The 25,364-nt window shown below is 42.2% G+C and carries 19 protein-coding genes; 16 read left to right on the top strand and 3 right to left on the bottom strand.

Annotated features, from left to right (window positions below; translation table 11 throughout):
• From QZZ55_RS01785 to QZZ55_RS01815, 7 genes are all read left to right on the top strand, one after another.
• A partial coding sequence (locus tag QZZ55_RS01785; protein WP_293264689.1) for a hypothetical protein occupies window positions 1-370 on the top strand: 370 nt, incomplete at its 5' end.
• 114 nt (window positions 371-484) lie between these two features.
• Window positions 485-901: a GFA family protein gene (locus QZZ55_RS01790; protein WP_293264691.1), complete on the top strand. Its 417-nt coding sequence runs from the start codon at window positions 485-487 to the stop codon at window positions 899-901.
• Window positions 902-1,038: 137 nt separating this feature from the next.
• Window positions 1,039-1,962 (top strand): DMT family transporter, encoded by a 924-nt coding sequence (locus QZZ55_RS01795; RefSeq protein WP_293264693.1) that lies wholly within the window; start codon window positions 1,039-1,041, stop codon window positions 1,960-1,962.
• Between the two features lie 274 nt (window positions 1,963-2,236).
• Window positions 2,237-3,262, top strand: coding sequence for an HD-GYP domain-containing protein (locus QZZ55_RS01800; RefSeq protein ID WP_293264695.1), 1,026 nt, complete (start codon window positions 2,237-2,239; stop codon window positions 3,260-3,262).
• Between the two features lie 296 nt (window positions 3,263-3,558).
• Window positions 3,559-5,190 carry a methyl-accepting chemotaxis protein gene (locus tag QZZ55_RS01805; protein WP_293264697.1) on the top strand — a complete coding sequence of 544 codons (1,632 nt, stop codon included), beginning with the start codon at window positions 3,559-3,561 and terminating at the stop codon, window positions 5,188-5,190.
• A 269-nt stretch (window positions 5,191-5,459) separates the two neighbouring features.
• A complete protein-coding gene (locus QZZ55_RS01810; protein WP_293264699.1) occupies window positions 5,460-6,389 on the top strand; it encodes a DMT family transporter in 930 nt (309 codons plus the stop codon).
• A 452-nt stretch (window positions 6,390-6,841) separates the two neighbouring features.
• Window positions 6,842-7,681, top strand: a complete 840-nt coding sequence (locus QZZ55_RS01815; protein WP_293264701.1) for an SPFH domain-containing protein — start codon at window positions 6,842-6,844, stop codon at window positions 7,679-7,681.
• Between the two features lie 151 nt (window positions 7,682-7,832).
• Here the strand turns inward: QZZ55_RS01815 and QZZ55_RS01820 are convergent, their stop codons facing one another.
• Together QZZ55_RS01820 and QZZ55_RS01825 are read right to left on the bottom strand one after the other, a co-directional pair.
• A complete protein-coding gene (locus QZZ55_RS01820) occupies window positions 7,833-9,560 on the bottom strand; it encodes a bifunctional protein tyrosine phosphatase family protein/NAD(P)/FAD-dependent oxidoreductase (RefSeq protein WP_293264703.1) in 1,728 nt (575 codons plus the stop codon).
• 45 nt (window positions 9,561-9,605) lie between these two features.
• A complete protein-coding gene (locus QZZ55_RS01825; RefSeq protein ID WP_293264705.1) occupies window positions 9,606-10,469 on the bottom strand; it encodes an MBL fold metallo-hydrolase in 864 nt (287 codons plus the stop codon).
• Window positions 10,470-10,772: 303 nt separating this feature from the next.
• Between QZZ55_RS01825 and QZZ55_RS01830 the strand changes: the two genes are divergently transcribed.
• From QZZ55_RS01830 to QZZ55_RS01860, 7 genes are all read left to right on the top strand, one after another.
• Entirely contained in the window at window positions 10,773-11,711 is a 939-nt protein-coding gene (locus QZZ55_RS01830; protein WP_366512294.1) for a MoxR family ATPase, read from the top strand.
• Between the two features lie 24 nt (window positions 11,712-11,735).
• A complete protein-coding gene (locus QZZ55_RS01835; protein WP_293264709.1) occupies window positions 11,736-13,118 on the top strand; it encodes a VWA domain-containing protein in 1,383 nt (460 codons plus the stop codon).
• Window positions 13,119-13,646: 528 nt separating this feature from the next.
• A complete protein-coding gene (locus QZZ55_RS01840; RefSeq protein ID WP_293264711.1) occupies window positions 13,647-14,390 on the top strand; it encodes a transporter substrate-binding domain-containing protein in 744 nt (247 codons plus the stop codon).
• A gap of 46 nt (window positions 14,391-14,436) precedes the next feature.
• On the top strand, window positions 14,437-16,857 hold the full coding sequence (locus QZZ55_RS01845; RefSeq protein WP_293264713.1) for a GGDEF and EAL domain-containing protein: 2,421 nt from the start codon (window positions 14,437-14,439) through the stop codon (window positions 16,855-16,857).
• Between the two features lie 131 nt (window positions 16,858-16,988).
• Complete coding sequence (locus QZZ55_RS01850; protein WP_293264715.1) at window positions 16,989-17,663, top strand: TetR/AcrR family transcriptional regulator; 675 nt, start codon at window positions 16,989-16,991, stop codon at window positions 17,661-17,663.
• On the top strand, window positions 17,660-18,763 hold the full coding sequence (locus QZZ55_RS01855; RefSeq protein WP_293264717.1) for an efflux RND transporter periplasmic adaptor subunit: 1,104 nt from the start codon (window positions 17,660-17,662) through the stop codon (window positions 18,761-18,763). The genes QZZ55_RS01850 and QZZ55_RS01855 overlap by 4 nt, the downstream gene beginning before the upstream one ends.
• 3 nt (window positions 18,764-18,766) lie before the next feature.
• Window positions 18,767-21,898, top strand: a complete 3,132-nt coding sequence (locus tag QZZ55_RS01860) for an efflux RND transporter permease subunit (RefSeq protein WP_293264719.1) — start codon at window positions 18,767-18,769, stop codon at window positions 21,896-21,898.
• Window positions 21,899-21,952: 54 nt separating this feature from the next.
• Here QZZ55_RS01860 and QZZ55_RS01865 read toward each other — a convergent pair whose 3' ends face one another.
• Window positions 21,953-22,795, bottom strand: coding sequence for a LysR family transcriptional regulator (locus tag QZZ55_RS01865; protein ID WP_293264721.1), 843 nt, complete (start codon window positions 22,793-22,795; stop codon window positions 21,953-21,955).
• 103 nt (window positions 22,796-22,898) lie between these two features.
• On the opposite strand from QZZ55_RS01865, the gene QZZ55_RS01870 reads away from it, so the two are divergent.
• Both QZZ55_RS01870 and QZZ55_RS01875 read left to right on the top strand, forming a co-directional pair.
• Window positions 22,899-24,098, top strand: coding sequence for a YbfB/YjiJ family MFS transporter (locus QZZ55_RS01870; protein WP_293264723.1), 1,200 nt, complete (start codon window positions 22,899-22,901; stop codon window positions 24,096-24,098).
• A gap of 192 nt (window positions 24,099-24,290) precedes the next feature.
• Window positions 24,291-25,364 (top strand): low specificity L-threonine aldolase, encoded by a 1,074-nt coding sequence (locus QZZ55_RS01875; RefSeq protein ID WP_293264725.1) that lies wholly within the window; start codon window positions 24,291-24,293, stop codon window positions 25,362-25,364.

Genomic DNA, 25,364 nt, shown 5'->3' on the forward strand with positions numbered 1-25,364 from the left:
TTGGCTTGGTGTGTTAAAGCCTCTTGGGCTTAGCCCTGTAAATGACTTAGTTACTAATACAGTCTTTTGGCTTACTCCTGAAACTTTCATTCCATTTTTGGGGTGTTGGGAAGTTATTATTGGTGTCTGTTTAATTATTAAACCCTTCATTCGTATTGCATTGACGCTTTTATTTCTTCAATTATTTGGCACAATGCTTCCTTTAGTTATTGTTCCTGAGGTTTGTTTTGTTAAATCTCCATTTATTTTAACTCTAGAGGGACAATATATAATTAAAAATATAATTATACTAAGTGCAGCTATTGTTGTTGGCGGGGGGTTAAGTAAAGAAAAATCAGAATCTGCTGAGAAAGGGGTTAGAAACATATGACAAGGATAACAGACGGAAAAATCATAGTAGGATTTTGTTTGCTGCCCATTATTAAAGTAATAATTTTACCTCTTAATGAGGTGTTTTATACCTATAAAATAGAGTGTCATTAAAATGTCTTATTCAGAAGCAAGCTGTCTTTGTGGTGCTGTAGAAATCGTTGCTGAAGACGTTAATCCTAAGTTTACAGTGTGTCATTGCCAGTCATGCAGAACATGGGGCGGTGCTCCATTCTTTGCTGTTAAATGTGGTACAAAAGTAAAAATAAAAGGTGATGACAAGATCAAAATGTACGAATCATCATCATGGGCATCTCGTGGATTTTGTACGGAATGTGGAACTCATCTTTTCTATAAATTTAGAGCAACAGGCGAATATAATATGCCTGTAGGCCTGTTTCCAAACGTGGAAGGGTTGGAAATGGATATGCAGTATTTTAGTGATATGCGACCTAGTTATTACTGCTTTTCAAATGAAACAAAAGAAATGACTACTGCTGAAATAATGGCTTATTTTGCCGCTGAATTATAGCCAACAATACTACAACCTGCTAAATAGCTGATGATTAAAAGCATTAAGAAAATGAGAGCGCAAGAATCGGATTGTTTGTATTTTAAACTTTATCTAAGCTGGATTCACCATACATAAACACAAGAGTGCTACCCACTATGACTTCATCTATAAACACCTCAATGGGCCTTCGTGAGTGGGCGATGCTTATCGTATTGTCTGTACTGTGGGGAGGATCATTTTTCTTTGTGGGTGTTGCGGTTACTGACTTGCCTCCATTGACAATTGTTCTGCTCAGGGTAGGGCTAGCAGCCATCGCATTATGGAGTATTGCTCTGATCATGGGGTTACGTCCTCCAAAGAGCGTAGGGGTTTGGGTTGCATTTTTGGGAATGGGGCTGCTAAACAATGTTATCCCCTTCGTTCTTATCGTGTGGGGGCAAACTCAAATCGCATCTGGTCTGGCATCGATTCTTAATGCTGCCACCCCTATATTTGCCGTTGTTGTTGCAGGAATATTGCTACCCGACGAACGTGCTACTCCATTGAAACTTGCAGGTGTAGCAGTCGGTTTTATTGGCGTCGTTGTCATGATCGGGCTGCCAGCACTCGGTGGCGTTGATAGCTTGCTTGCGCAGGTAGCGATTATTGCAGCGACCTTGTCTTATGCATTTGCAGGCGTATATGGTCGTCGGTTCAAAGTAATGGCTATAAACCCCATTATTACGGCAGCGGGACAGGTGACTGCTTCGGCACTTGTATTGACCCCTATCACTTTAATGGTAGATGGGCCTCTTGATGTAGCAGGGCCCAGCATGGGCACGTGGGCTGCTATTGTTGGACTTGCTGTTCTCTCTACCGCTGTTGCCTACGTTCTTTATTTCAAAATATTAGAACGGGCAGGGGCGACTAACTTGTTACTAGTCACATTGTTGGTTCCTATCTCGGCGATATTGCTGGGCTCACTGTTCCTCAACGAGTCATTGGAGCTTGTCCACCTTGTGGGAATGGCACTTATTGCGCTGGGCTTGTCCGCTATTGACGGGCGAATGTGGAAACGCCTAATACATACGAAAGCTTAAGGAGTTGAGTATGAACAGAACAGACTTCGAAGATAAGGAGGCCAGGGATACTGATGATTGCTTTAGATGAAAATCTCTACTTTAGGCGTGGTTGTTTAACTGGCGTATTGAAAAGAAATAAAATGATTTGAATCGTATTAACTCAAAAATATTGATATTGGTCGTACTAAAGCATTTAAAATAGTGCTTCTATTTACTCTTTTATGCACTAATACGATATCTGTGCTACATATTAACTGTTGCTTATATTAAGTTTCAAGTTGAGTGGGTACGTATGGATGTTTCAGTAGACTTAATAAAGATTGGAGACTACGTTCGTTTGGGGGAGAGCCAGAGTAAGGGGTGGAAAGCTCATCCCTTTCCAAAAAATAACTTCCTGATATCAAATCAGGAACAGGTTGAGATAGTAAAAGGGTTATTTGATACCGTTGTTATTGACTGTCTTAAAAGCACTGAAAGACAAAAGGAATTGCAACAGAGCGCTAATTTCATAAGCGAAAAAGAAGAAACGTTACAAACTCAACCCTCATCTGAATGGGAGCAATTAAATTCTCCAACTGAGAAGTTATCCCAAGCACTTAACTGTACTTTACCAGCCAAAGAAAAAGCAGGGATGGTTGTTGAACATAGTGCTGAATTGATATCGCAATTACTTTCAACCCAGTTAACAAACGACTCTGTTAAGGGAACAGTCGTCGCTCTTAAAGGAATGGTAGGGAATCTCATTTCTGACCCAGAGCTATCAGATGAACTTCTAAAAATCACCTCTCATGACTATTACACTTACACTCATTCTGTAAGCGTAGGCTTCAAGGCAATGGTCTTTGCTAAACATTACTTAGGTACTACGGATCAAACCCTCCTTAAAGAGCTAGGCGTTGGTTTTTTTCTGCATGATGCAGGTAAGGCAGGCGTTGATCCTGATATATTGAATAAGCCCGGAAAGCTTAGTGCAAGCGAGTGGAGTATTATGCGAAACCACCCTGAAATGGGCGTTAAGCAATTAGCACAAGCGAACTCGTTGAGCGAAGAAATAGAAATTATCGTAGTGCAGCATCATGAAAAGTTAGATGGTTCAGGTTACCCCTATGGACTTAAAGGCAAAGAATTTCACGTGTTCGGACAGATATGTGCTTTGGCTGATATCTATGATGCGTTAACGGCTAAGCGTTCATACAAAGAAGGAATGACTAGCTTTAATGCACTGCTCATTATGCAACAAAAGATGGCTCATCACTTTGATGCGAAAGTACTTAGCTCCTTTATAAAACTATTTTGTGAAGCCCCTAAAGCTAATTAATTATACGTAATGGACCACTAAGAGGCGTTAGTGAAGCTTGTCTACTGTTTATTTTATGATCTGCATCAACATATCTGAATTTGGTTGTTAGGTATTCCTACGTACTACAGAGTGTGTTCTATACTCCTGCACCATAAGGCTTAGCTCAATGAATTTTTTGGTTTTACGAGACCATTTTTAATCACTCTCATTGATCAGGCTTTCCCTTAAGACATATTTTCTTACAGATTTGTAGGCCGTTGCAGGCATTTTTATACCTGTGATTGTTGAAGTTTTTCTATTTAAGGAGTAGTTGAGTGAGTGGAATACTAGGACAAATTCGTGTCCGAACTAAAATGCTACTGATGGTGCTAGTATCGATTTTTAGCCTAATGGGAATCGAGGCTCTCTCTCTCAATCAACTGTGGTATGACCTTAATGAAGAGCGCAAGGTAATGCTCCACGATCTTACCGATACTGCTTTTTCTTTGGTCCAGCGTCAACAGAAATTAGTCCAGTCAGGTAGTAAATCGGAAGAGGCTGGGATGGAAGAGGCATTGGCAAATCTACGTTCTTTACGTTACGCCAACGATGAGTACTTTTTTGTACTCGACACAAACCACAAATTGCTGATGCACCCAAACAAGAAAATTGATGGTACTAATGTCGCTTCTTTAGCTGATCCTAAGGGTACGCTGTTGATGCAGGAATTGGTCAGCGCAGCAAAAGCCAAAGGCGAGGGGTTTGTGAAGTACTACTGGAGCCGCTCCGCTAATTCAGAACCGGTACCTAAATTGTCATACGCACGCTATCAACCAGAATGGAAATGGGTTATAGCAACCGGTGTCTACACCGATGATATTCTTGAGGGCTTTTGGGATGAATTTTGGCACGCGGTTGGGTCATTGTTTGCTGTTTTGGCTGTTGTAGGGACCATGTCAGTGTTAATCACCCGTGCGATGGTTAATCCAGTCGAAGCCCTGACGAACGTATTGACAAAAACTTCAAAAACTCATGACTTAACGTTACGTGCTGATGCATCCAATAGAGATGAGTTTGGCCAAATGGGGCATGCTTTTAATGAGATGATGACCAGCTTCCATGATCTAATCTTAGAGCTAACCTCTGCTACATCACAAGTAGCCAGTTCAGCGGCAGAGCTGTCGACCACTACTGAGCAAACAAGTAAAGGGATGGCGCAGCAGCAAGATGAGACTACCTTGGTAGCAACGGCGATGACCGAGATGAATGCCACGGTCCATGAAGTAACACAGAATACACAGAAAACGGCTAATGCAGCACATGAAGCGGCCAATGCATCACGTGTAGGCAAGGATGTTGTTGATGAGTCGATTACTGCGGTGAAAGCCCTCTCTGATCGCTTGTCAAACTCAGCAGAGCTGACCCAAACGCTAGAAGCGGAAAGCGCTAACATAGCTGATATATTGGGAGTGATAAACAATATAGCAGCACAAACTAATCTCTTGGCTCTTAATGCTGCCATAGAAGCAGCCCGTGCAGGCGACCAAGGCAGGGGGTTTGCGGTAGTAGCGGATGAAGTACGCTCTTTATCCAGCCGAACAGCCGAATCTACCCAAAAAATCGCAGTGGTCATTGATCGCTTGCAGGCTAAAACCAAAGAAGCTGTTAATGCCATGACGACAAGTAGTACAGAAGCCGATGAAGTGGTTGAGCAAACGATGAAAGCAGGTGTCTCCTTGAGTCACATTTCTACAGCCATTTCTCAGATTGATACAATGAGCATTCAGATTGCTAGTGCCTCGGAAGAGCAGAGTGCTGTAGCTGAGGATATTAATCGGAACGTTGTGAGTATAAGTAGTGTGTCCGAGGAAAGCGCTTTAGGCGCCAGACAGATAGCTCAGTCTTGTGACGAACTAGCGCGTCTGGCTGAACATCTCAAAGAGGTATCTGAGCGCTTTACCGTTTAGTCATAATCCCACGGTTTATGAAAAAGGGGCTTTTTAGCCCCTTTCTTGTTTCTCTTCCCTCTTAAAACCACTTCTATAGATAGGCCCTAGATCAGTTTTTGATTGGCTCCTTACTCCGTGTCGTAAAAGTAAAGAAAATATGTGGATTTTTTCGAAAGTTCAGTTAGCTGAGCAACTTGTGTAAACCATTGCTTTTTTAGCTTATGTTGGTCAGGGTTCTCGTAAGATATGGTGCTAATGAGTAAGTTGTTTATAAGGATAGGGTAGTTATGGATTCACGTAAAAATATTGATGGAATGGCGATTGGCATCGTTACAGTCGTCAGTCTGATCTGGGGTTTGCAACAAGTCTTTGTAAAAGCTGTTGCTACTGAGATGTCTCCTGTATTACAGATAGCACTAAGGTCAGGTATTGCAACGGTACTTTTGGCTATTGTGATGGTCTATCGAAAGGAGGAGTTAATAAGCCGCGATACTTGGAAGGCCGGGTTGCTGGCTGGCATGCTGTTCGCGCTTGAGTTCTTTTTTGTGGGCGAAGGGCTTCGTAATACCACGGCTTCTCATATGGTTATTTTTCTTTATAGTGCGCCGATATTTGTGGCGCTGAGTTTGCATTTTAAATTCACGTCAGAACAGCTTAAACCGCTACAGTGGGTAGGTATTTTTACGGCGTTTTCAGGTATTGCGCTGACATTTTTATGGAGAGATGCTCAGGACATTAGTGCTACAGCAAGCAATATGCTTTGGGGAGACTTTCTTGCACTACTAGCAGCAATTTCTTGGGCTGCCACAACAGTACTGGTACGTAGTTCAAGCCTGGCCAGAGCACCTGCAACTCAAACGTTGTTATATCAATTAATTGTGTGTTTCATACTGGTTCTTTGTGCAGCGATTGTTATGGGTCAGACTGAGTACACTCTCACGACAGCAGTAGTCAGTAATCTTGCTTTTCAAGGAGTGGTTGTATCTTTTGTAAGCCTACTTCTGTGGTTTTGGTTGCTTCGACAGTATTCTGCATCACAGCTAGGAGTTTTTACGTTTATGACTCCGTTGTTTGGTATCGCGTTCAGTGTATGGATATTGGATGAGCCCCTTGAATCCGGTTTTATTTTTGGAGCTGTATTGGTGATGATGGGCATCTTGATGGTTAATGGGCATAGCGGAATTCAGAGAAAGCTTAAGTTGGTTTTTCAGAAATAAACTTGCAACGCAGTAATGAATATTAATCATGCTTAATAATTTCATCACCTCGTCATTTCACATAAAAAGAGGGCAGAAATTTTAAAGATAGAAAAATTAAGCCCATTACAGATTTTGAGCAGAGTTCGGTCATTGATTAACGGCTAGAGTTGACTCAAATAATGAAATTATCTAGAGTTAAAAAAAGAAAATAAATTACTAAGTTATTGATATTTCTGACTAAAAATCTATGATGTTTAAAATAGGGATTGATTGTATTGGGCAGCGGACTGGCTCTTGTTTGCAAAATTCATGTCTGTATAAATCCACTTACCTCTTTGAAGTTTAATAAATTAAGACTTATGCAGTGTTCACTTGGAACCCCAATAGGACGCCAAAGTGATAGTAAGGCATAGGATTTAAAGTAAGCGGTTAAACCCCAAACTAACATATGAATAACATAAGGACATTAAATGTTTCAAAGGAAGTCATCGGCATTCGGAAGCCTATTTGGACTTATATCAATAGGAGTTATTGTCGCATTATCGTTAACAGCATGCTCAAACCCAAATACACCTGCTGGGCATGAAGGTTATGTTTATGAGAAACCGAGAATTTTCGGTACAGGCGGGTATCGAGCTACATTAAAGGGTCCTCAAAATTATGGTGTTTCACTGTGGCGAAATCAGATCATTAATATTGATATGCGTCCGAACACATACACAGAAAGTTTTAAAATTCTTGCCAATGATGATCTAAATATTAGCTTTAATTTTCATTGCGTTATATCTATACGTCCAGATACAGTCAAATTCGTTGTAGAAAACTATGGAGGAGACAAGTGGTATCAAAGGATTGTACGAGAAACTTTTAGAACTTATGTTCGTAGCTCAGTTCAAAAGTACAACAGTCGCGACCTTAAAGCTAATCGTGAAAAGATTTCGGAAGAAGTTACTAGTAAACTTCAAAATTATTTGAAAGACACACCTTTCAGTGTCACTAAAGTAGTTGTAGGAAACATTAACTATCCTGAGATAGTTGCAAATGCTGTTGAGAAAAAACTTGCAGCACAACAGCTCCTTTCAGAGAAAGAAACACAAAAGGAAATTGCCCGTAAAGATGCTGAGATTCGTGTTGAAGAAGCAAAAGGTATAGCTCAAGCACAAAAAATAATTAACACTACATTAACAACCAACTACCTTCAGCATGAAGCAATCAATGCACAGTTAAAAATGGCTGAATCACCTAATCATACAACTGTTTACATACCGGTTGGTACAAATGGGATACCTTTGATAAAAGGTACAAAGTGAATTTAATAAGTATATATAGGCGCACTAGGAACGGAGCGCCTTATGAAAGCTTAGGTAAGGTATTAATAACCGTAGTAGGTTATTAATACCACGCCATGTGAGTGCTAAATAATAGAACTTTCTGCATAGTGTTTGAGCGTTTTCAGTCCGATTATTTTTCTTGAAAGTCGCAGGCTTCAGCTGCTTCATGCTGAGCAGGTTGGTGGGGTAGTATTTCGGGCTTGGCCAGCCATTCTCTTCCTTTTAGCATGGCATTCCAGTAAAGCCATGGAAGCATTTTTTCTTTAAGGAGCCATGCAAGGCGGGTTGGTTCCGTGCCTTTGACCAACCATTGTGGAAAGCTGGGTTGAAGCTTGCCTGCGTACCCAAATTCAGCAAGTATAATTTTGCCGCGCTCGACAGTGAGTGGACATGAACCGTAACCATCATAAATTGCTTTAGCTGGTTTTCCTTTCAGAGCACTTATTACATTCTCAGCAATGACAGGCGCTTGTTTTCTTATAGCTGCTGCTGTTTTTGCATTAGGCGTACTACTGGCATCGCCAAGTCCAAAAATATCGCCATAGCCGTTGTGTTGTAGTGTTTCAGGGTTTAGATCAACCCACCCTGCAGCATCAGCAAGCTGGCTTTCACTGATGAGTTTAGGAGCTCTCTGAGGTGGGCATACATGGAGCATATCAAAAGGTTTTTCTATTTGGCTGACCTTGCCCTCACTATCACTTACTTCAAAAAGGGCTGTTTTACTGGGTCCATCTACTTGAATTAAGTTTTGCTGAAACTTAAGATTGATATCGTACTTTTTGACATATTCCATCAATGCAGGAACATAGTCAGCAACGCCAAATAATGCAGCACCTGCTGTGTGAAATTCAACGTCAATATTGGCTAAAGCACCTGATCTATTCCAGTGATCACAAGAAAGGTACATGGCTTTTTGTGGGGCACCTGCACACTTGATTGGCATAGGAGGCTGAGTAAAAATAGCACGCCCTTTTTGTAAGCTTTGCACGAGCTCCCATGTGTAAGGAGCAAGATCGAAGAGGTAGTTTGAAGTAACACCGTTGTGGCCTAGCGTATCCTTCAATCCGGGGATGGCTTCCCAATTAAGTGCTAAGCCTGGAGCAACCACTAGAATACGATAATGAATAGCTTCGCCATCTTCTAGAATAACTTGTTGATTCTCTGGTTTGAACCCGGCAGCTGCACAGTGATACCAGTGTGCTTTTTCTGGCATCACATCTTCCATTTTCCGTACGGTATCACCCCGGTTAAATACTCCTCCGCCGACCAGTGTCCATCCTGGTTGATAGTAATGTTCTGAACGTGGTTCAATGATAGCAATATCTAAATCGGGTGCTCTTTTTAGTAGGCTCCCTGCTACGGCTTGCCCTCCCGCTCCTCCACCGAGAATGAGAACGTCATGCCGCTTAGTGACGTCAGATGACGTTGGCTGGCTTGGTTGGTTAAGTGCTTTGAGACGATTGTGTTGGGTGCTGAGGTCATATCCTGCAGATAATGACGCTTTAAGAATGGCTTCGGCATCAAGTCTAGGAGCCTCAGCTAACGCCCATAATAAAGTGCTTCGGGTGCCTGAGCGACAGTAGGCTAGTGCAGGGCCTTGACACTCATTTATTAGCTTCCTAAAGGTATTCGCATCTTCATCGGTGATTTTTCCTGAAATAACAGGTTGGTAATGCCACTGCAAACCATGTCGTTCTGCTGCCGTGCGAATATCGTTGTTATCTGGTTGGTCGTAGCTTTCTTGGTCAGGGCGGTTGCAAATAATAGTCTTAAAACCCAAAGATGCAGCCAAGCCAACATCAGTAGTACTGATTTGTGAGCTGACACTCAGAAACGGAGTTAATTGACGTACATCCATGAGACTTATCCTATTATTGTTATCGTAAGTTTAAGAGCGTATTGGTTAGAACAGATTAATAGGCACTTTCAGGTACACCTGATCATTTTCTTCTGCGGGGGGCATCTTTCCTGCTCTCATATTGACTTGTACTGAAGGGAGAATCAGCTGCGGCATTGATAACGTAGCATCTCGCTCTGTTCTCATTTTTACGAACTCGTCTTCACTGATACCATCGCGAACATGGATGTTTTCAGCCCTCTCTTCTTGTACGGACGTTTCATTGGCAAATACATCACGCCCTAATGCTTTGTAGTCATGGCACATGAAAAGACGGGTTTCAGGTGCGAGGGCGAAGATACGTTTTATTGATTGGTATAATGTTCGCGGATCTCCACCGGGAAAGTCACATCGAGCAGTACCAAAATCAGGCATAAATAATGTGTCGCCCACAAAAACAGCATCTTCAAATACATATGTTATGCATGCAGGCGTATGTCCTGGCGTATGCATGGCAACACCTGTCAGGGTGCCAATTTGAATGGTATCTCCTTCGTTAAAAAGGACATCAAACTGACTACCATCTCGCACGAATGTTGTATCAGCATTGAAAGCTGTACCAAAGGTGTCTTGTATCACCGTAATATTGGCACCAATGCCTAATTTGGCACCTGTTTTTTCTTTTAAGTAGGGCGCTGCGGATAAATGATCTGCATGAACATGGGTTTCAAGAACCCACTCTACATTCAGCGAATTATTGTTAACAAACTGTAAAATTTTATCTGCAGATTCTGTGCGGGTGCGGCCTGATGGGTAGTCAAAATTTAATACCGAATCAATGATTGCACAGTTTTTAGAGTTAGGGTCTTGAACAATATAGCTGTAGGTAAATGTAGGTTCATCAAAGAAGGCGGTAACAAGAGGAGACATACTATGACCTTATATTTCTTATTGGTATATACTTATTCTTAAAAGAAATATACTAATCTAAATAATGACTCCTGCCAATACGTTCTTAGAGCTACTTAGGTAGGGGGTTACAAATGTCAGCATTTGGCTTATTACTTTGTAAATACATAAGAGTGTTTAAGCAGAGTAAGATTTATTAGGCTTTACATACGGTATGGAAGCGCATGGTTGCTATGTACATTTGGGTGTTACCGTAAACCTTTTAATCTTCTGATGGACAGTTCTACAATATTCTAAACATGAAAAAAGAGGCCGCTGGTGATCATCCGTAATCAGGAAAAAATCAACTCACCCGAGACAATCAAGCAACAGTTTGAAGCATTGGGCTATATCTGTAGCGATGCTATTGCTACCTCCGTCTACCTGGCTTGTCATCTCCAAAAACCTATATTAGTTGAAGGGCCACCGGGTGTTGGTAAAACCGAACTTGCTAAGAAAACGTCTGAGTTATTATCAGCGCCACTTATTCGTATGCAGTGTTATGAAGGGCTCGATGAGTCTAAAGCGCTTTACGAATGGAAGTACGGTAAACAGCTACTTTATACGCAGCTATTAAAAGACCAGCTGGGTGATGTGATGCGAGGAGCGAAAGGGCTTGATGAATCCGTATCTCGTTTGCATCAGTTTGGAGATATTTTCTATTCTGATGAATTTCTCGAACCTCGACCGCTGTTGCAGGCCTTAAGGTCAGAAGGTGGTGCTGTTCTTTTAATCGATGAGATTGATAAAGCAGATCAGGAATTCGAAGCTTTCCTATTGGAACTCCTTTCCGATTATCAAATATCTATACCAGAATTAGGAACGGTCAAAGCAAAGTCCAAGCCCATTGTTCTGTTAACAAGTAATAACACCCGGGAACTTGGCGATGCTCTAAAACGACGTTGCTTACATCTATATATTCCTTTCCCTTCAAAAGCTATTGAGCAAAAGATCATTAGCGCTCAGGTTCCTGAACTAAACGACAAGCTTAGGCAGCAGTTAGTTGCTTTTATAGGCGAACTACGAGATATGTCGCTTAAAAAAGTGCCTGCCGTTAGTGAAACAATAGACTGGGCTAGGGCTTTGTTACTCTTGAATGTTGAGAGTTTGGATCATGAATGGATAAAAACTACGCTCAACCTGTTGCTAAAATTTCAGGATGACATAGAAGCTGTAGAGCCCGAGATCGACAATCTGCTAAAGGCAGCCACTAAGGAAAGTTAAACGATCGGAGGGTTGAAAGTAATCATGCAAAAAGTACTGGGCGATTTTATTCACGCGTTGCGACACGCAGGCTTGCCGATTTCATCAGCGGAAACGTTGGATGCATTAAGAGCTGCTCAACTGGTCGGTATTGATAATGCTCCATTGCTCAAGCATTCGCTTGGGATGACACTGACCAAATGTTTACAGCATCGCTTAACCTATGATCAGGTTTTTGATCAATACTTTAACAGCTATGATCAATTTAAAGAGGCAAGTTCCTCTGAAGAGACCATAAAGGCGTTAGAAGAGAAACGACAAACATCTAACAACATAGATGAAGAGCTGATAAATGCGTATGGGACTAGTTTTCAATCCCCCTTGGCTCAGCAGTTAATGGATAACGACATGTCGTCTGTGCAGGTAATGATTACCAGTGCTGCAACGGCTTCAGGTGCTAGGGAGATAGCCTTTGTTACCCAGATACCCATGGTTACTTATCGAATTATGCAGACTTTGGGTAATGGCGAGCTTCAACAGGAGCTCGCTGTGCTCGCCAGCAGCGATGAAAATAGTGCTGAGGTACAGCTGCTGCGTCAGCGAAGATTACTGCTGCAGCAGCAGGTACGAGATTATGTTGAACAGCAGTATTTGATATTCAATCAAAACGAGCCAAATAAACTACGAGAAAGTAATCTTCAAAAAATCAATTTGACCAGTGTAGATCACCGTAATTACAAGCTTATGGGTGAGCTAGTGCGTAAAGCGGCTAAGCAGCTTGCTAGTATGCACAGTCGTAGAAGGCGTATTACTAAGCGTGGTTTGCTTGATGTTAGGCGAACTATTGCCGCAAACGCTGCTTATGATGGTTTTTTGTTCCATACAAAGTGGAAATCTACTCGAGTAGATCGTCCCAAAGTTATGGTGATATGTGATGTCAGTGGTTCTGTCAGTGAGGTTGCAAGATTCTTGATGCTCTTTTTGTATTGCTTACAAGACGTGCTGCCGAAAGTCCGCTCTTTTGTTTTTTCGTCTAACATGGCGGAAGTTACTGAACTCTTTGAGCAACGAGGCATGGACCAAGCGTTGGCAGAAGTTATGCTCAAGTGGGCTAATTTACCGAGTGATTATGGTAAGGCTTTAGCAGATTTCACCAGTATAGCTCTTGATGATATTGATAACCGAACGACTGTCATTATGTTAGGAGACGCCAGAAACAATAATGAAGACGGCAATGTATCTGTCTGGGAAGAGATATATCGGCGAAGTCAGAGAGTTTTGTGGCTAAATCCTGAAGGGGAGTTCAGTTGGGATAGCGCTGATTCCATTATGAGTGAGTATGCTCCCTATTGTACCCATGTTGAAACGTGTAACTCACTTCGAGACCTTAATAGAGTTTTAGGGTCTGTATTAAAACATTCGAACTAGTGCGCGTGAGAGCCTTAGAAGAAGTACTCATTACTGCTTTATAGCTTGTATAAATTGGCCGCTCGAAATTGAATTGTGGCGTTGTTTGTACCTTCCATCCTCTATTTGTATTCAGGTATTAATTCTGGTTGTTTGGCTATCTTAGCCCCAAGAACTCTCATCCATAAGCTACAGAACAATACAATGATTCCCGTAATGATAATCCGTACTCAACTGCATTCTTGATTGTGTGATGTGGATTTTAATGTGTATTAAACAAAGGGTTAATTTCTAGTACTAAAGATCATTCACATCGGTGACTGTATGGTTTTTAAGTATGACGAAAGCTGTTGTTACTAATGCCGAAAGGAGATGTTCTTTTAGTGGATGTAAATAGCTGTGTAACGATCACTGGTTGAAAAACAACCAAATAGTGGTTGATTTTTGTGTAAAAAAGTAAAAAATGGTCTTTAATTATAATAGTATAATGCTAATTGTTTATTGCTATAACATGATAGCGCGTTCCGCGATATTTTAGAGGGATCTGAAGTGAGTTTATGCATACAAAGGTTTTTTATTGTTATTTTGTCGTTACTGCCTTTTTCAGCATTGGCAGAGCAGACGCCAATTGAACTGTTTGCATTTGATTATCCCCCTTATACCATTGTTAATGAACAGTCTCAGGTTAGCGGTATTGATGTCGATGTTGTCACTGCCGCGTTTAGTAGCGTAGGGGTTAGTATTGTATTCAAGACGGCGCCTTGGAAAAGGATTTTAAAAAATCTTGAGCATGGTTATATCGCAGGCTATACGAGCTGTGCACGACGACCAGAAAGGGAACCTTACATTTTGTTTAGCGATAAGGTTAGTGAAGCTAATCAGGTAGCCGTAGTGGCAACCAAAACAGATGTAAGAAAATTAACAAATTTGATGGACTTACAGCACTACAAAGTTACGGCAATTGATGGCTGGGCGATTCAAAAAGAGCTAACAAAAAAAGGTATTAAGCATATAAAAGCACCCGATATGGATAGTGCTATTCGATCCGTTGTATTCAGAGACATCGATGCACTTTATATTGGTGAATTAACTGCACTGTACCGTGCTCAGCAGCTAGGTTTAGAGGATAAGATAAAAACTAAGCGATTTGCTGATAAACAAAGCGCCACATTTTACCTGTGCTTAAGCAAGCTCTATCCAGGTAACCCTGAACTCTTACAGCAGTTTAATACCGGTTTAAAACGCATCAAAAAATCTGGTGAGTTTGATGCGATTTACAACAAGTATTTATAGGGAAACCTCATGACCCGTATCATTGCTGTTATTCATACCCTTTCTTATGGCGCTTAATTTCCGACATAAAATTGCGTTTAAGCAAGCCAGATCAGTCTTACTGATTTCGCTACTATTGGGGTTGATTTCGGCGGGTGGGCAGATATTTCTGGACTATAAGCAGGAACAGTTACATTTAGTCAGTGGCCTTGATCGTATTATTTTGTTACATAAGGCGACCGCTGTTCGGGCGATATATAACCTTGATGTTACGCAGGCGAAGGAGGTTACTAATACACTCATATCGTACCCAGAAATTTACCGTGCTAGATTGATCGATGACTTTTCTGAGGTACTAGCCGAACACTCTAGAGAGCAAGCAGAGCAAACAATGCTGTCATTGGTTGGTGAATATTTTTTCAAGGTAAACACCTTAATAGAAACGGATCTTAGAGTAGAGGAACAGAAGGGGCAAGCAGCCAAGTTGATCATTGATTTGGATGCAGCTTATATCGCCAGTAACTTTGCCCTTCGAGCAGTCACTAGCCTATCTTTGGGGTTGCTACATAATATAATTCTTGCCTGTATATTTCTGATGCTTTTCTATCGTTATTTGTCAAAACCTATGATGGATATTGCTAAATGGGTCAATCAGCTTCGAAATAGCGATGGTGAAACATCACTCCCTTACACTGAGCCCGATGAGATGGGTGATTTAGTATCTAGTTTTGCTAGCCTATGGCAAGAGCGAAAGGTGGTAGCTGATCAGCTAAATGACACTATTCAAAATTTATCAAAGAGTGAGTACTTTTCTCGTTCACTGATGGAGAATGCGGGCGATGCAATGTTTCTCTGCCTTCTTGACAGCACTATTGTGCAAACCAACAATCAGGCTGTTGAAACGCTTGGTGTTACCCGCGATACCCTAGAAGGGCGCAAGCTAGCAGATTTTAGTCAAAACTACTCTTGTGTAGGGCTTCAGAATCTATTTATCAGTATTGATGCTAAGCAAGCGAGTACTTTTGAGGATGTGCAAATGGGTAAGCATCGTCGGTTTCCCATTGAAGCTCGATGTATAAAGCTAACATTACAGGACACTGGTTATATTTTGATTCTTGCTAGAGATATAACAGTACGTAAAGAAGCTGAGCGTCAAATCTATAATCTAGCATTTTTTGATACGTTGACCGGGTTAGCCAACAGACGATTATTTCTAGATCGTCTGACCTCTTCTTTAGAGCTCCATCAAACCAATCATAACTATGGTGCGGTGTTGTATCTGGACTTGGATCGATTCAAAACAATTAATGATTCTTTGGGGCATGGCATTGGCGACAAGCTATTATGTGAGATATCTCAGCGTTTGGTAAGAATATTACCCGGGGAAAGTACTTGCGCACGCTTTGGGGGTGATGAGTTTGTAGTTCTACTTCCTGAAACAGGAAATTCACTAGAAATATGTGCTGAAATTACTGCGGGCGTAGCGCTTAAAATACTTGATGAAATGACGGTGTCGTTTGATATTGATGGTCATCTTCTTTATTGCACAACAAGTGTTGGTATAGCGGTATTCCCAACGACAGAAAGTGATGGGGCTCTGGAGATTCTGCGACATGCTGATACTGCTCTCTATCGAGCCAAAGCGCTGGGACGAAACGGCTTCCAATTTTTTGATCCTGAAATGCAGTCCTCGGCACAAGAACGCTTAGAGATTGAAAAAGGCCTGCATCAGGCTTTGGACAATAATGAGCTTGAGCTCTGGTATCAGCCTCAGGTCGGGGTTGAGCAGCAAATAATTGGAGCTGAGGCTCTCCTTCGTTGGCTCCATCCGGAAAAAGGCATTATCTTGCCTGGCGATTTTATTTCTATTGCTGAAGACAGCGGACAAATAATTGAGATTGGTAATAGAGTACTTTCACAGGGGTTGCAGCAACTTTCAATGTGGGTGGAACAAGGGCTACCTAAATCCTTTCGTCGTTTAGCTATTAACATTAGTCCTTTGCAGTTTATGCAGGTTGATTTTGTTGATCGTGTTTTTAGGTTGATGGATGAAACTCAGGTCCCAGGCCATATGTTAGAGTTGGAGATAACTGAGAACATGTTGCTGAATAATTTCGATATTGCTAGCAACAAAATGAAGTCACTTAAGCAAAGAGGGATTTCATTTGCGATTGATGATTTCGGAACGGGTTATTCGTCACTAAAGTATCTACGTCACTTACCGCTGGATGTTTTAAAGATCGACCGCTCGTTCGTTAAAGATCTAACACCTTCTTCGCAAGAAGCCGCTATTGTGCAAGTTATTATCGCGACCGCAGACAGGTTAGATCTTGCCGTCATTGCTGAGGGAGTTGAAACCCTTGAGGAGCGAGAAACGCTGCTTGAGCTTGGTTGTTATATTTTTCAAGGGTACCTCTATTCTAAACCGGTGCCTGCAGCAGAATTGTCCTGCCTTTTTCAACGCGAAGTTAACGCTGTTGAAGTCTAAAAACGTTACGTATGGCTAGAGAATACGAATTCAAATAAAGGTTAATTTTAGAGTTAAAATTTCTTTTATTGTTTTTTGTGACTATCGGTCATAAAATGACTATCGGTTTCTTTTTGGTGTGAACTTAGCTGATGAACGATCGTAAAGTAAGGGAGTTTGAACGCCGTGAGCGAGATATTCTTGATAGCACATTAGAGCTTTTATCAGGCGAGCATTGGGAAACGCTAAGCGTAGATAAAATTGCTCGACATACGGGTATTGGCAAAGGGACTGTCTACAAGCACTTTGAATGTAAAGATGACATCTATGCGCATCTGCTCTTGGATGATTGCCAGTTGATGCTAACTAGGTTCCAACATTTTGCGGCAGATGAGTGTTTAACTGGGGTGCAACAAATGCGTGGCATGCTGCTATATGCGTTTAAATTTCACCGAGATAACGTCGTGTATCAGCATATGTATATGTATTTTAAGCAAAAGTCTTTTCGGGAACGCATAAGTACTAATTACCTTCAGAGATTAGATAGCTGTGATGAGTATTTTACAGAGGCGTTTGGAAAAGCTGTTTGTAAAGGAATTGCAGAAGGTGAAGTGAATCCCGATATGCCTCAAGAAGTAATGATGGCAGGCATGAGCGCTACTTATGAAGGCGCTATGGTGGCTTTGCAAGAAGGTGGTAGCTGTAAGCAACAACCGTTAGAAACAACGGAACAAAAAGATACTTATATTAATCATGTGGTTGACTATATGATCGCCGCGCTTACCCGCCAGTCTGATCGGCTCGCGGAAGAACAGGGAAAAAGATGAATAAGTCAGTATTAATGGCAGTTGCTATCGTTATCGTAATGGCTGTTTGGATGGCGTCGGGCATGAGAGGAGAAACAACTCATGCTCCTGTAGAAGAGGCATCCTCTGAAGACCAGTCATTAATGAAAGTTAAGGTGAAAAACTCTAGTGCCAATAAAGTACAGCAGTTTGTACGAGTGCAAGGGCATGTAGAAGCTAAGCGAACCATTGAGATTAAAGTTGAAATCGATGGCCGTGTTGCTGCTTTAACTGCTAATGAAGGGCAGCGTTTGCAAGCCGGAGATAAATTACTGCAAATATCTCCTGATTACCGTTCAGCACAACTGGCAGAAGCAAGAGCACTACTGAAGCAACGAAAAAGTGATTTAGCAGCGAGCCTTAAATTAAAAAAACGAGGTTTGCAATCCGAGAGTCGAGTGTTTGCTGATCAGGCGGCGGTACAGGCTGCTGGAGCACAACTGGCTAGGGTTCAGCACGAGCTACGTGAGACACGGGTAACCGCTCCTTTCGACGGTGTACTGAATAAGCGAATGGTTGAATTAGGAGACTACATGCAAGCAGGTGATGTGCTGGGAGAGCTTGTAGACGATGGGACAGTTAAAGTAACCGGTCAAGTCCCGCAGCACAGCGTTGGACGCTTGGAAGAAAATCAACCTGTAGATGTGGTACTGAGTAACGGCCAAGAAATGACAGGTGAGTTAAGTTTTATTTCGCCGGTTGCTGATTCGGTCACGAGAAGTTACCGGGTTGAGGTTCAGATACCTAACCCACAACACCTACGAATTATTGGTCTGTCTGCCACTCTACTATTGCCGGCGGGAGAAGAGTTAGGGCACTTGCTGCCAGGCTCCGTGTTAGGCCTAAATGAGGCGGGTAACCTGCAGGTAAAATTAGTTAATGATAAAAACCGGGTTGTTGATGTGGTTGTTGAAATAATCCGTACTGATACTACGGGGTTCTGGCTCACAGGTTTGGATAAAGAAATTCGTATCATTACTATTGGGCAAGACTTTGTTGCTACTGGTGAGGAGGTCGAACCCATTAGCGATATTGATTTGACAATCAAGCACGTTAGTAATGTATCAGTGCAGGAGGATTGATCAATGATTGCTGCCCTTGTTGCCGCGGCGATAGACCGAAGTCGCACTAGCATTCTAATTCTGATGTTTTTTCTGGTTGGTGGTTTGGCCGCATTTCAGAGTATTCCTAAAGAAGCAGACCCTGATGTCGCAATTCCCATTATGTATGTTTCTATCGCATATGAGGGTATATCACCTGATGATGCCGTACGCTTATTAGTCCGACCTATGGAGAAAGAACTTAAGTCTATAGAAGGCATTAAAGAGATGCGTTCAGTGGGTTCAGAAGGCCATGCCTCGGTTACTCTTGAATTTGATGCTGGGTTTGATAGCGACGCTGCATTGCAAGATGTGCGTGAAAAAGTTGATATTGCTAAGGGTAAGTTACCTTCTGGTGCAGAAGAGCCACAAATACATGAAGTAAATGTAGCCTTGTTTCCTGTGTTGAATATTGCAATCTCTGGTGCTGTACCTGAACGTCTTAAGTTAAAAGTTGCTAAAGATCTGAAAGATGAAATCGAAGGTGTTACTGGTGTACTGGAAGTGGATATTGGAGGTGAGCGCGAAGAGTTGATGGAAATCATCATTGAACCTCAACTTCTTGAAAGCTACCAGTTGGACTTTGAAACTGTTCTAGATACAGTGGCGCGGAATAATCAGCTAGTAGCAGCAGGTGCTGTTGATACTGGAAACGGACGCCAAGTATTGAAAGTTCCCGGTGTTGTTGCTGAGTTAGAAGATATGCTCAACATGCCGGTAAAATCGGTAAATGGTACGGTTGTTACTGTAGGCGATATTGCAAAAATTCGTAAAACTTACAAAGATCCGGAAGGTTTTGCTCGTGTGGGTGGCGGTGATGCCATGGTGCTGGAGGTTAAGAAAAAAGTCGGCGCTAATATTATCGATACTATCGAAACGGTACAGCGTATTGTTGCAGAGCGTAGCAAGTTGTGGCCACAAGGTCTGCAGTATTCCTATATTCTGGATCAATCTACTCAGATTAAAAGTATGCTTAGGGACCTAATGAATAATGTCCTAAGTGGCATTGTTTTGGTAATGGTTGTGGTACTGGCGGCTATGGGGTTACGCACTTCATTATTAGTAGGGTTGGCAATTCCCGGCTCATTTCTTGCGAGTATCATGGTCCTAAATTTAATGGGCTTTACTCTTAATATAGTTGTCTTATTCAGTCTGATTCTAGTGGTTGGAATGTTAGTAGACGGTGCTATTGTTGTGGCAGAGCTAGCCGAACGGCGCATGAGCCAAGGGCTAAGTGCCCGAGAATCTTTTCGCTACGCTGCGTCGCGTATGGCTTGGCCCGTTATTGCTGGTACGGCAACAACCTTAGTCGTGTTTATGCCATTGATGTTTTGGCCGGGTGTTATCGGTGAATTCATGAAGTATTTACCTGCTACCGTAGTGGTTTGTCTTACCGCGTCCCTATTTATGGCGCTAATTTTCTTGCCAGTTTTAGGCGCAGTTAGTGCTCGACGAAAGCAAACTGTTAATAATACCAGTGATGAATATGCTCTGCCGCAGACGGCAGTTAATCGAGCATATACAAAGCTCATGGCAAAGTTACTGCATTATCCAATCCTAGTTTTTTTAGCGGTCCTGGTTATGATTGGCGGCAGTTATGCCTCCTACACTGTGTTTGGCAAAGGTGTTGAGTTTTTCCCAGATGTTGAGCCAGAAATGGTTTTAATTAATTTGCATGCTAGGGGAGATTTATCAATACATGAAAAAGATGTGTTGTTAAAACAAGTAGAAGAGCGAGTGATGGGAGTCGCTGGTTTTAAGTCGATATATGCTCGAAGCTTCAACCAGCCACCCAGTGATGTTGCTGAAGATGTCGTGGGTGTGATTCAGTTTCAATTGGATGACTGGGATAAGCGCGAAAAAGCTGATGATATTCTTACAATGATGCGTGAAAGAACAGCCGATTTACCTGGAATAAAAGTTGAAACCCGTAAAGCTGCCGGTGGCCCGAATGCGGGTAAACCAATCAAATTGCTAGTCAGTGGTTACGACAGCAAGGTGCTATATAACACTGTTGGTGACATCCGCCAGATGATGGAGGAGATTGGTGGTTTTTCAGGTACAGAAGATGATCGGCCACTGCCGGGTATTGAGTGGCGTATTTTAGTCGATCGAGAAGAAGCAGGTCGTTATGGTGCAAGTATTGCTTTGGTTGGCCAAGCAGTACGCTTGGTCACGAATGGCATTAAGGTGACAGATTATCGCCCGGAAACATCGGATGATGAAGTCGATATTATGATCCGTTTTCCAAAAGATAAGCGTAACCTAGATCAGTTGATGCAGATGCAACTCAATACCCGATTGGGTATGGTGCCTATGTCGAATTTTGTTGAGCTTAAGCCTGCACCCAAAACGGGATCTTTAAAGCGCGTTGATAGCCGTCGGGCGATTACTATTCAGGCTGATGCGAAAGAAGGTCAATTAGTAAATGATCTTGTTGTTGCTATGCAAGACAGACTCGCTAAGCATGAATTTGACCCTCAGATTCGTTTGACATTCAAAGGTGAAGATGAACAGCAGAAAGAAACAGGAGAGTTTCTAGCCAGCGCATTTGGTACAGCACTATTTCTGATGGCTCTCATTTTGGTGACGCAGTTCAATAGCTTATATCAAGCAGGATTGGTGTTATCAGCGATTGTATTTTCGACTGCGGGAGTACTCATTGGTTTGATGGTAACGGGGCAACCATTTGGTATTGTTATGGTAGGCGTTGGGATCATTGCTCTGGCAGGGATTGTAGTCAATAACAATATTGTACTTATTGACTGTTATAATGATCTGCGTAAGCAAGGCAGGTCACCTTATGATGCTGCACTACAGACCGGTAGTTTGCGTTTGCGGCCGGTAATACTAACGGCGGTGACAACAGTACTGGGGCTATTGCCGATGGTACTTGCGATGAATATTGATTTGCTTAATCGTGATATTAGTTTTGGTGCCCCATCTACGCAATGGTGGACACAACTGTCCAGCGCTATTGCAGGTGGCCTATCGTTTGCCACAATATTGACGCTGTTCTTGACGCCTTGCTTGTTAGTGTTGGGAGAGCGACAGTGGTTTCGCCGTAAGCAACTTGAACAACCATTAGACATTATTGCTGTGGAACCTGAGTCCTAATAACGTAAGTTATTATAGGTTCTAGAAGTACTGCCATAAAGTGAAAATGGCATGTTAGGTTTCAACGGCTGAAAATACTTCTGCTAATGAATGGATGCCCTTTATTAAAGGGTTATCCGTTCTATGGATGAGAGAAATATTAAGTACAGTTTGGCCCACGCTTATGTTCTGTACTGCAAGAGAGTTTTCGTAACGGCTGTTTTCAACCATATTTTTACCAATGACTGTATAGCCTAAACCCGCTGCTATACAGCCCAGTACACCATCAAGACTACTCATTGACATGGTTTCTTCGTGGCTTCTTCCCATGTTTTGCTGCCAAGCTAGTGCGCATTTTCGATAAGCACATCCATCTTCACGGATAAATAGAACGGGTGCATATTGTTTATCAATTGGCTCAACTATTACTAGCTCTTCATCAATAATCGGGATGGAATGAAGGTGTTGATGAGTTACATTTCCACCAACAAAAGCACAATCCACCTTGTTATTAACAACGGCCGTTGCTAGCTCCGCGCTGGTCGCAGTGTGCAATTTAGGGGAAATTTCATCACTCGTTTTTCTCAATTTTTTCAATGCTTGGGGTAAGTGAACGGCGGCAAAGGTTTCAGGAGTGCCGATGCGTAATTCATAGGCTCCTTTATTCTGGTTAATAGCAGCAATAGCTTGATACTCCAGCTGAAGTATTTTGCAGGCATATTCATATAAAAGCCTGCCTGCCGGTGTTTGTTCTAGTTTGCGGCCATTTAGCTGAAAAAGCTTTACACCAAGCTCACTCTCAAATTTTTGAATACGAATAGAAATATTTGATTGCACGGTATGCAAAGCCAGGGAAGCACCTTTAATTCCACCTTCGTCAACGACTGCTTTGAATGTTTTGAGGCTTAATATTTCCATACACTTCTCAATTATTAAACTAATACATCTGAAAAATTCAATTTTTTTAGACTATCAGATGGCATATGTTAGCACTATAGAAAATTGTGCAGCAGGAGGATTTATGCAAAAGAGCCTTACCAAAACAAAGGTATACCTAGCAGGGATATGTAGTCTGATCGTTACTGTGGGTGTGGCACGATTTTCATATACTCCTCTGTTACCTATTATGCAGGCAGAAACGGGTCTAACAGAGTCGGTAGGTGGTTGGTTGGCTACGGCAAATTTTCTGGGTTATATGTGCGGTGTCATCCTGGCTGCTAGCTTAAATAACCTCAATTCTAAATATATGCTGTATCGACTTTATCTATTACTTACGGTGCTAAGTACAGCGGCGATGATGCTTACAACGGATACAGTTATTTGGTCAATTTTACGTTTTTTTGCAGGAATCTGTTCATCAGCAGGCTTATTACTCGCATCAGGTTTGATACTGAAATGGCTAGTACATAATAATTACCGCGCTGAGTTGGGTATTCATTTTTCAGGAGTTGGAATCAGTATTATTATTACGGCTTTATTAGTTGAGTGCTTGTTAAGCTTTTCTTTTAATTGGCAGTTTCAGTGGGTTGCCTTTGCCGTACTTGCGCTGATTTTTAGTATTCCTGCTTGGTTGTGGATGCCGCATCCTGAGCATAGCCAGCCATTAGAAGGTGCTAAAGTCATCAAGGACAGGCCTCCTGGAAAAGTGTTTATTATGATAATGCTAGGGGCTTACTTTTGTGCAGGGTATGGCTATGTCGTTAGTAGCACCTTTATTGTTGACATTATAGAAGGCCTACCTGCTCTACAAGGAAAAGGGCAGTGGATATTTGTGTTGATTGGATTAGCCGCCACGCCGGCTGCATTATTATGGGATCTTATAGCAAGAAAGTTGGGTTATCTAAAGAGCTTATTTTTAGCGTATATCTTACAAGCTGTTGGCATTATTTTGCCTGCCTTCAGCGATCAGATGGCCATTATGGTATTAAGTGCTCTATTGTATGGAGGGACATTTATTGCATGTGTCAGTTTGGTGCTTAGTATGGCAGGAAAGTTCTTTCCCAGTAATCCATCAAAATTTATGGGAAAGATGACGCTAGCGTATGGGGTTGCTCAAATTGTAGCTCCTACCTGGACAGGCATTCTTGCTCAGTCGTACGGTAACTATAATCTTGGATTGTATCTGTCCGCTATTGTTATGTGTTTGGGAGCATTAATGTTAATGGTACTGATGAGAATTGAATCAAAGAACAGCCAAGAATGTAGCCCAAGCACTGGGTGATAGGCAGTGGGGCTTAGGTAGGTAGTTTTATGCTAGGTTTTATCCATTCATTATTTAAAGGTCGGTAAATAACTGAGCTTACGATATTGCTCACTGTTCTTTACTGCAATATTTTACAATCCAGATGGTTCTTAAATATGGATACTGCTGCTTAAACAAATGTTGTTTTAGACGTATTCAGGAGCGCCACACGTGAAAGCATGTAATCAGATAACTGAAAAATTGCCAGGCCTTAACGGTGGATTTACAAGTGATAATGTCGCAGGCGCCTCTGTAGAAGTGCTTAAAGCGATCGTTTCATGCAGTACAGGTGCGGCGCAGCCGTATGGTGCTGATGAACATACAGTCAACGTCGAGAAACGCCTAGCTGAAATTTTTGAGTGTGATTTAAGCGTTTTTCTTGTTCCCACCGGCTCTGCTGCGAATGGTCTTAGTTTAGCGGCACTTAATCCGCCCTGGGGCTCTATCCTATGTCATGCTGATAGCCATATAAACAATGATGAATGTGGTGCTCCTGAGTTTTTCAGTGCAGGAGCTAAGCTAGTGGCCGTGTCTGGTGATAATGCCAAGCTGAACTTGCAGGCGCTGCGTGTAGCTGCATTGCATAAAGTAGGCGATGTTCACTCAGTGCAGCCCACGAGTGTCAGTATTACTCAAGCGACCGAAACGGGCAGTGTTTATACGCTACAAGAGATCCAAAATATTAGTCAAGTTTGCCGTGAAACTGATCTTAAATTACACATGGATGGTGCGCGTTTTGCTAACGCACTCGTCTCGCTCAATTGCACCCCTGCGGAGATGACTTGGAAAGCTGGGGTTGATGTACTGTCGTTTGGCGCTACCAAAAACGGAGTTTTGGCCGCGGAAGCTGTAGTGTTGTTTGACCAAAGCTATGCTGGCGAACTTGCGTTTCGTCGTAAACGTGGTGGTCATCTATTTTCAAAAATGCGTATTCTCTCTGCTCAAATAGAGGCTTATTTGGCAAATGACTTGTGGATTAAAAATGCCCGTCATGCCAATGCAATGGCTACACGTTTATCGCAGGGGCTCAGCGTAATTAATGAGATTGAGCTGTTTGGTGTGGTTGAAGCCAATATCATTTTTTGTCGTTTTCCAAAGCACGTTATTGAAGGGTTGCTAGCGCAGGGTTTTCGTTTTTATCATGATCGCTGGGGGCCCGGTGTGGTAAGGTTGGTCACATCATTTGCTACTGAAAAAGAGGAAGTTGATGCGTTTATTCAATCCTCGCGACAGCTTTGCCAGTAA

Origin of the sequence: Neptunomonas sp. (assembly GCF_016744175.1) — a bacterium.
Classification (GTDB): domain Bacteria; phylum Pseudomonadota; class Gammaproteobacteria; order Pseudomonadales; family Balneatricaceae; genus Neptunomonas.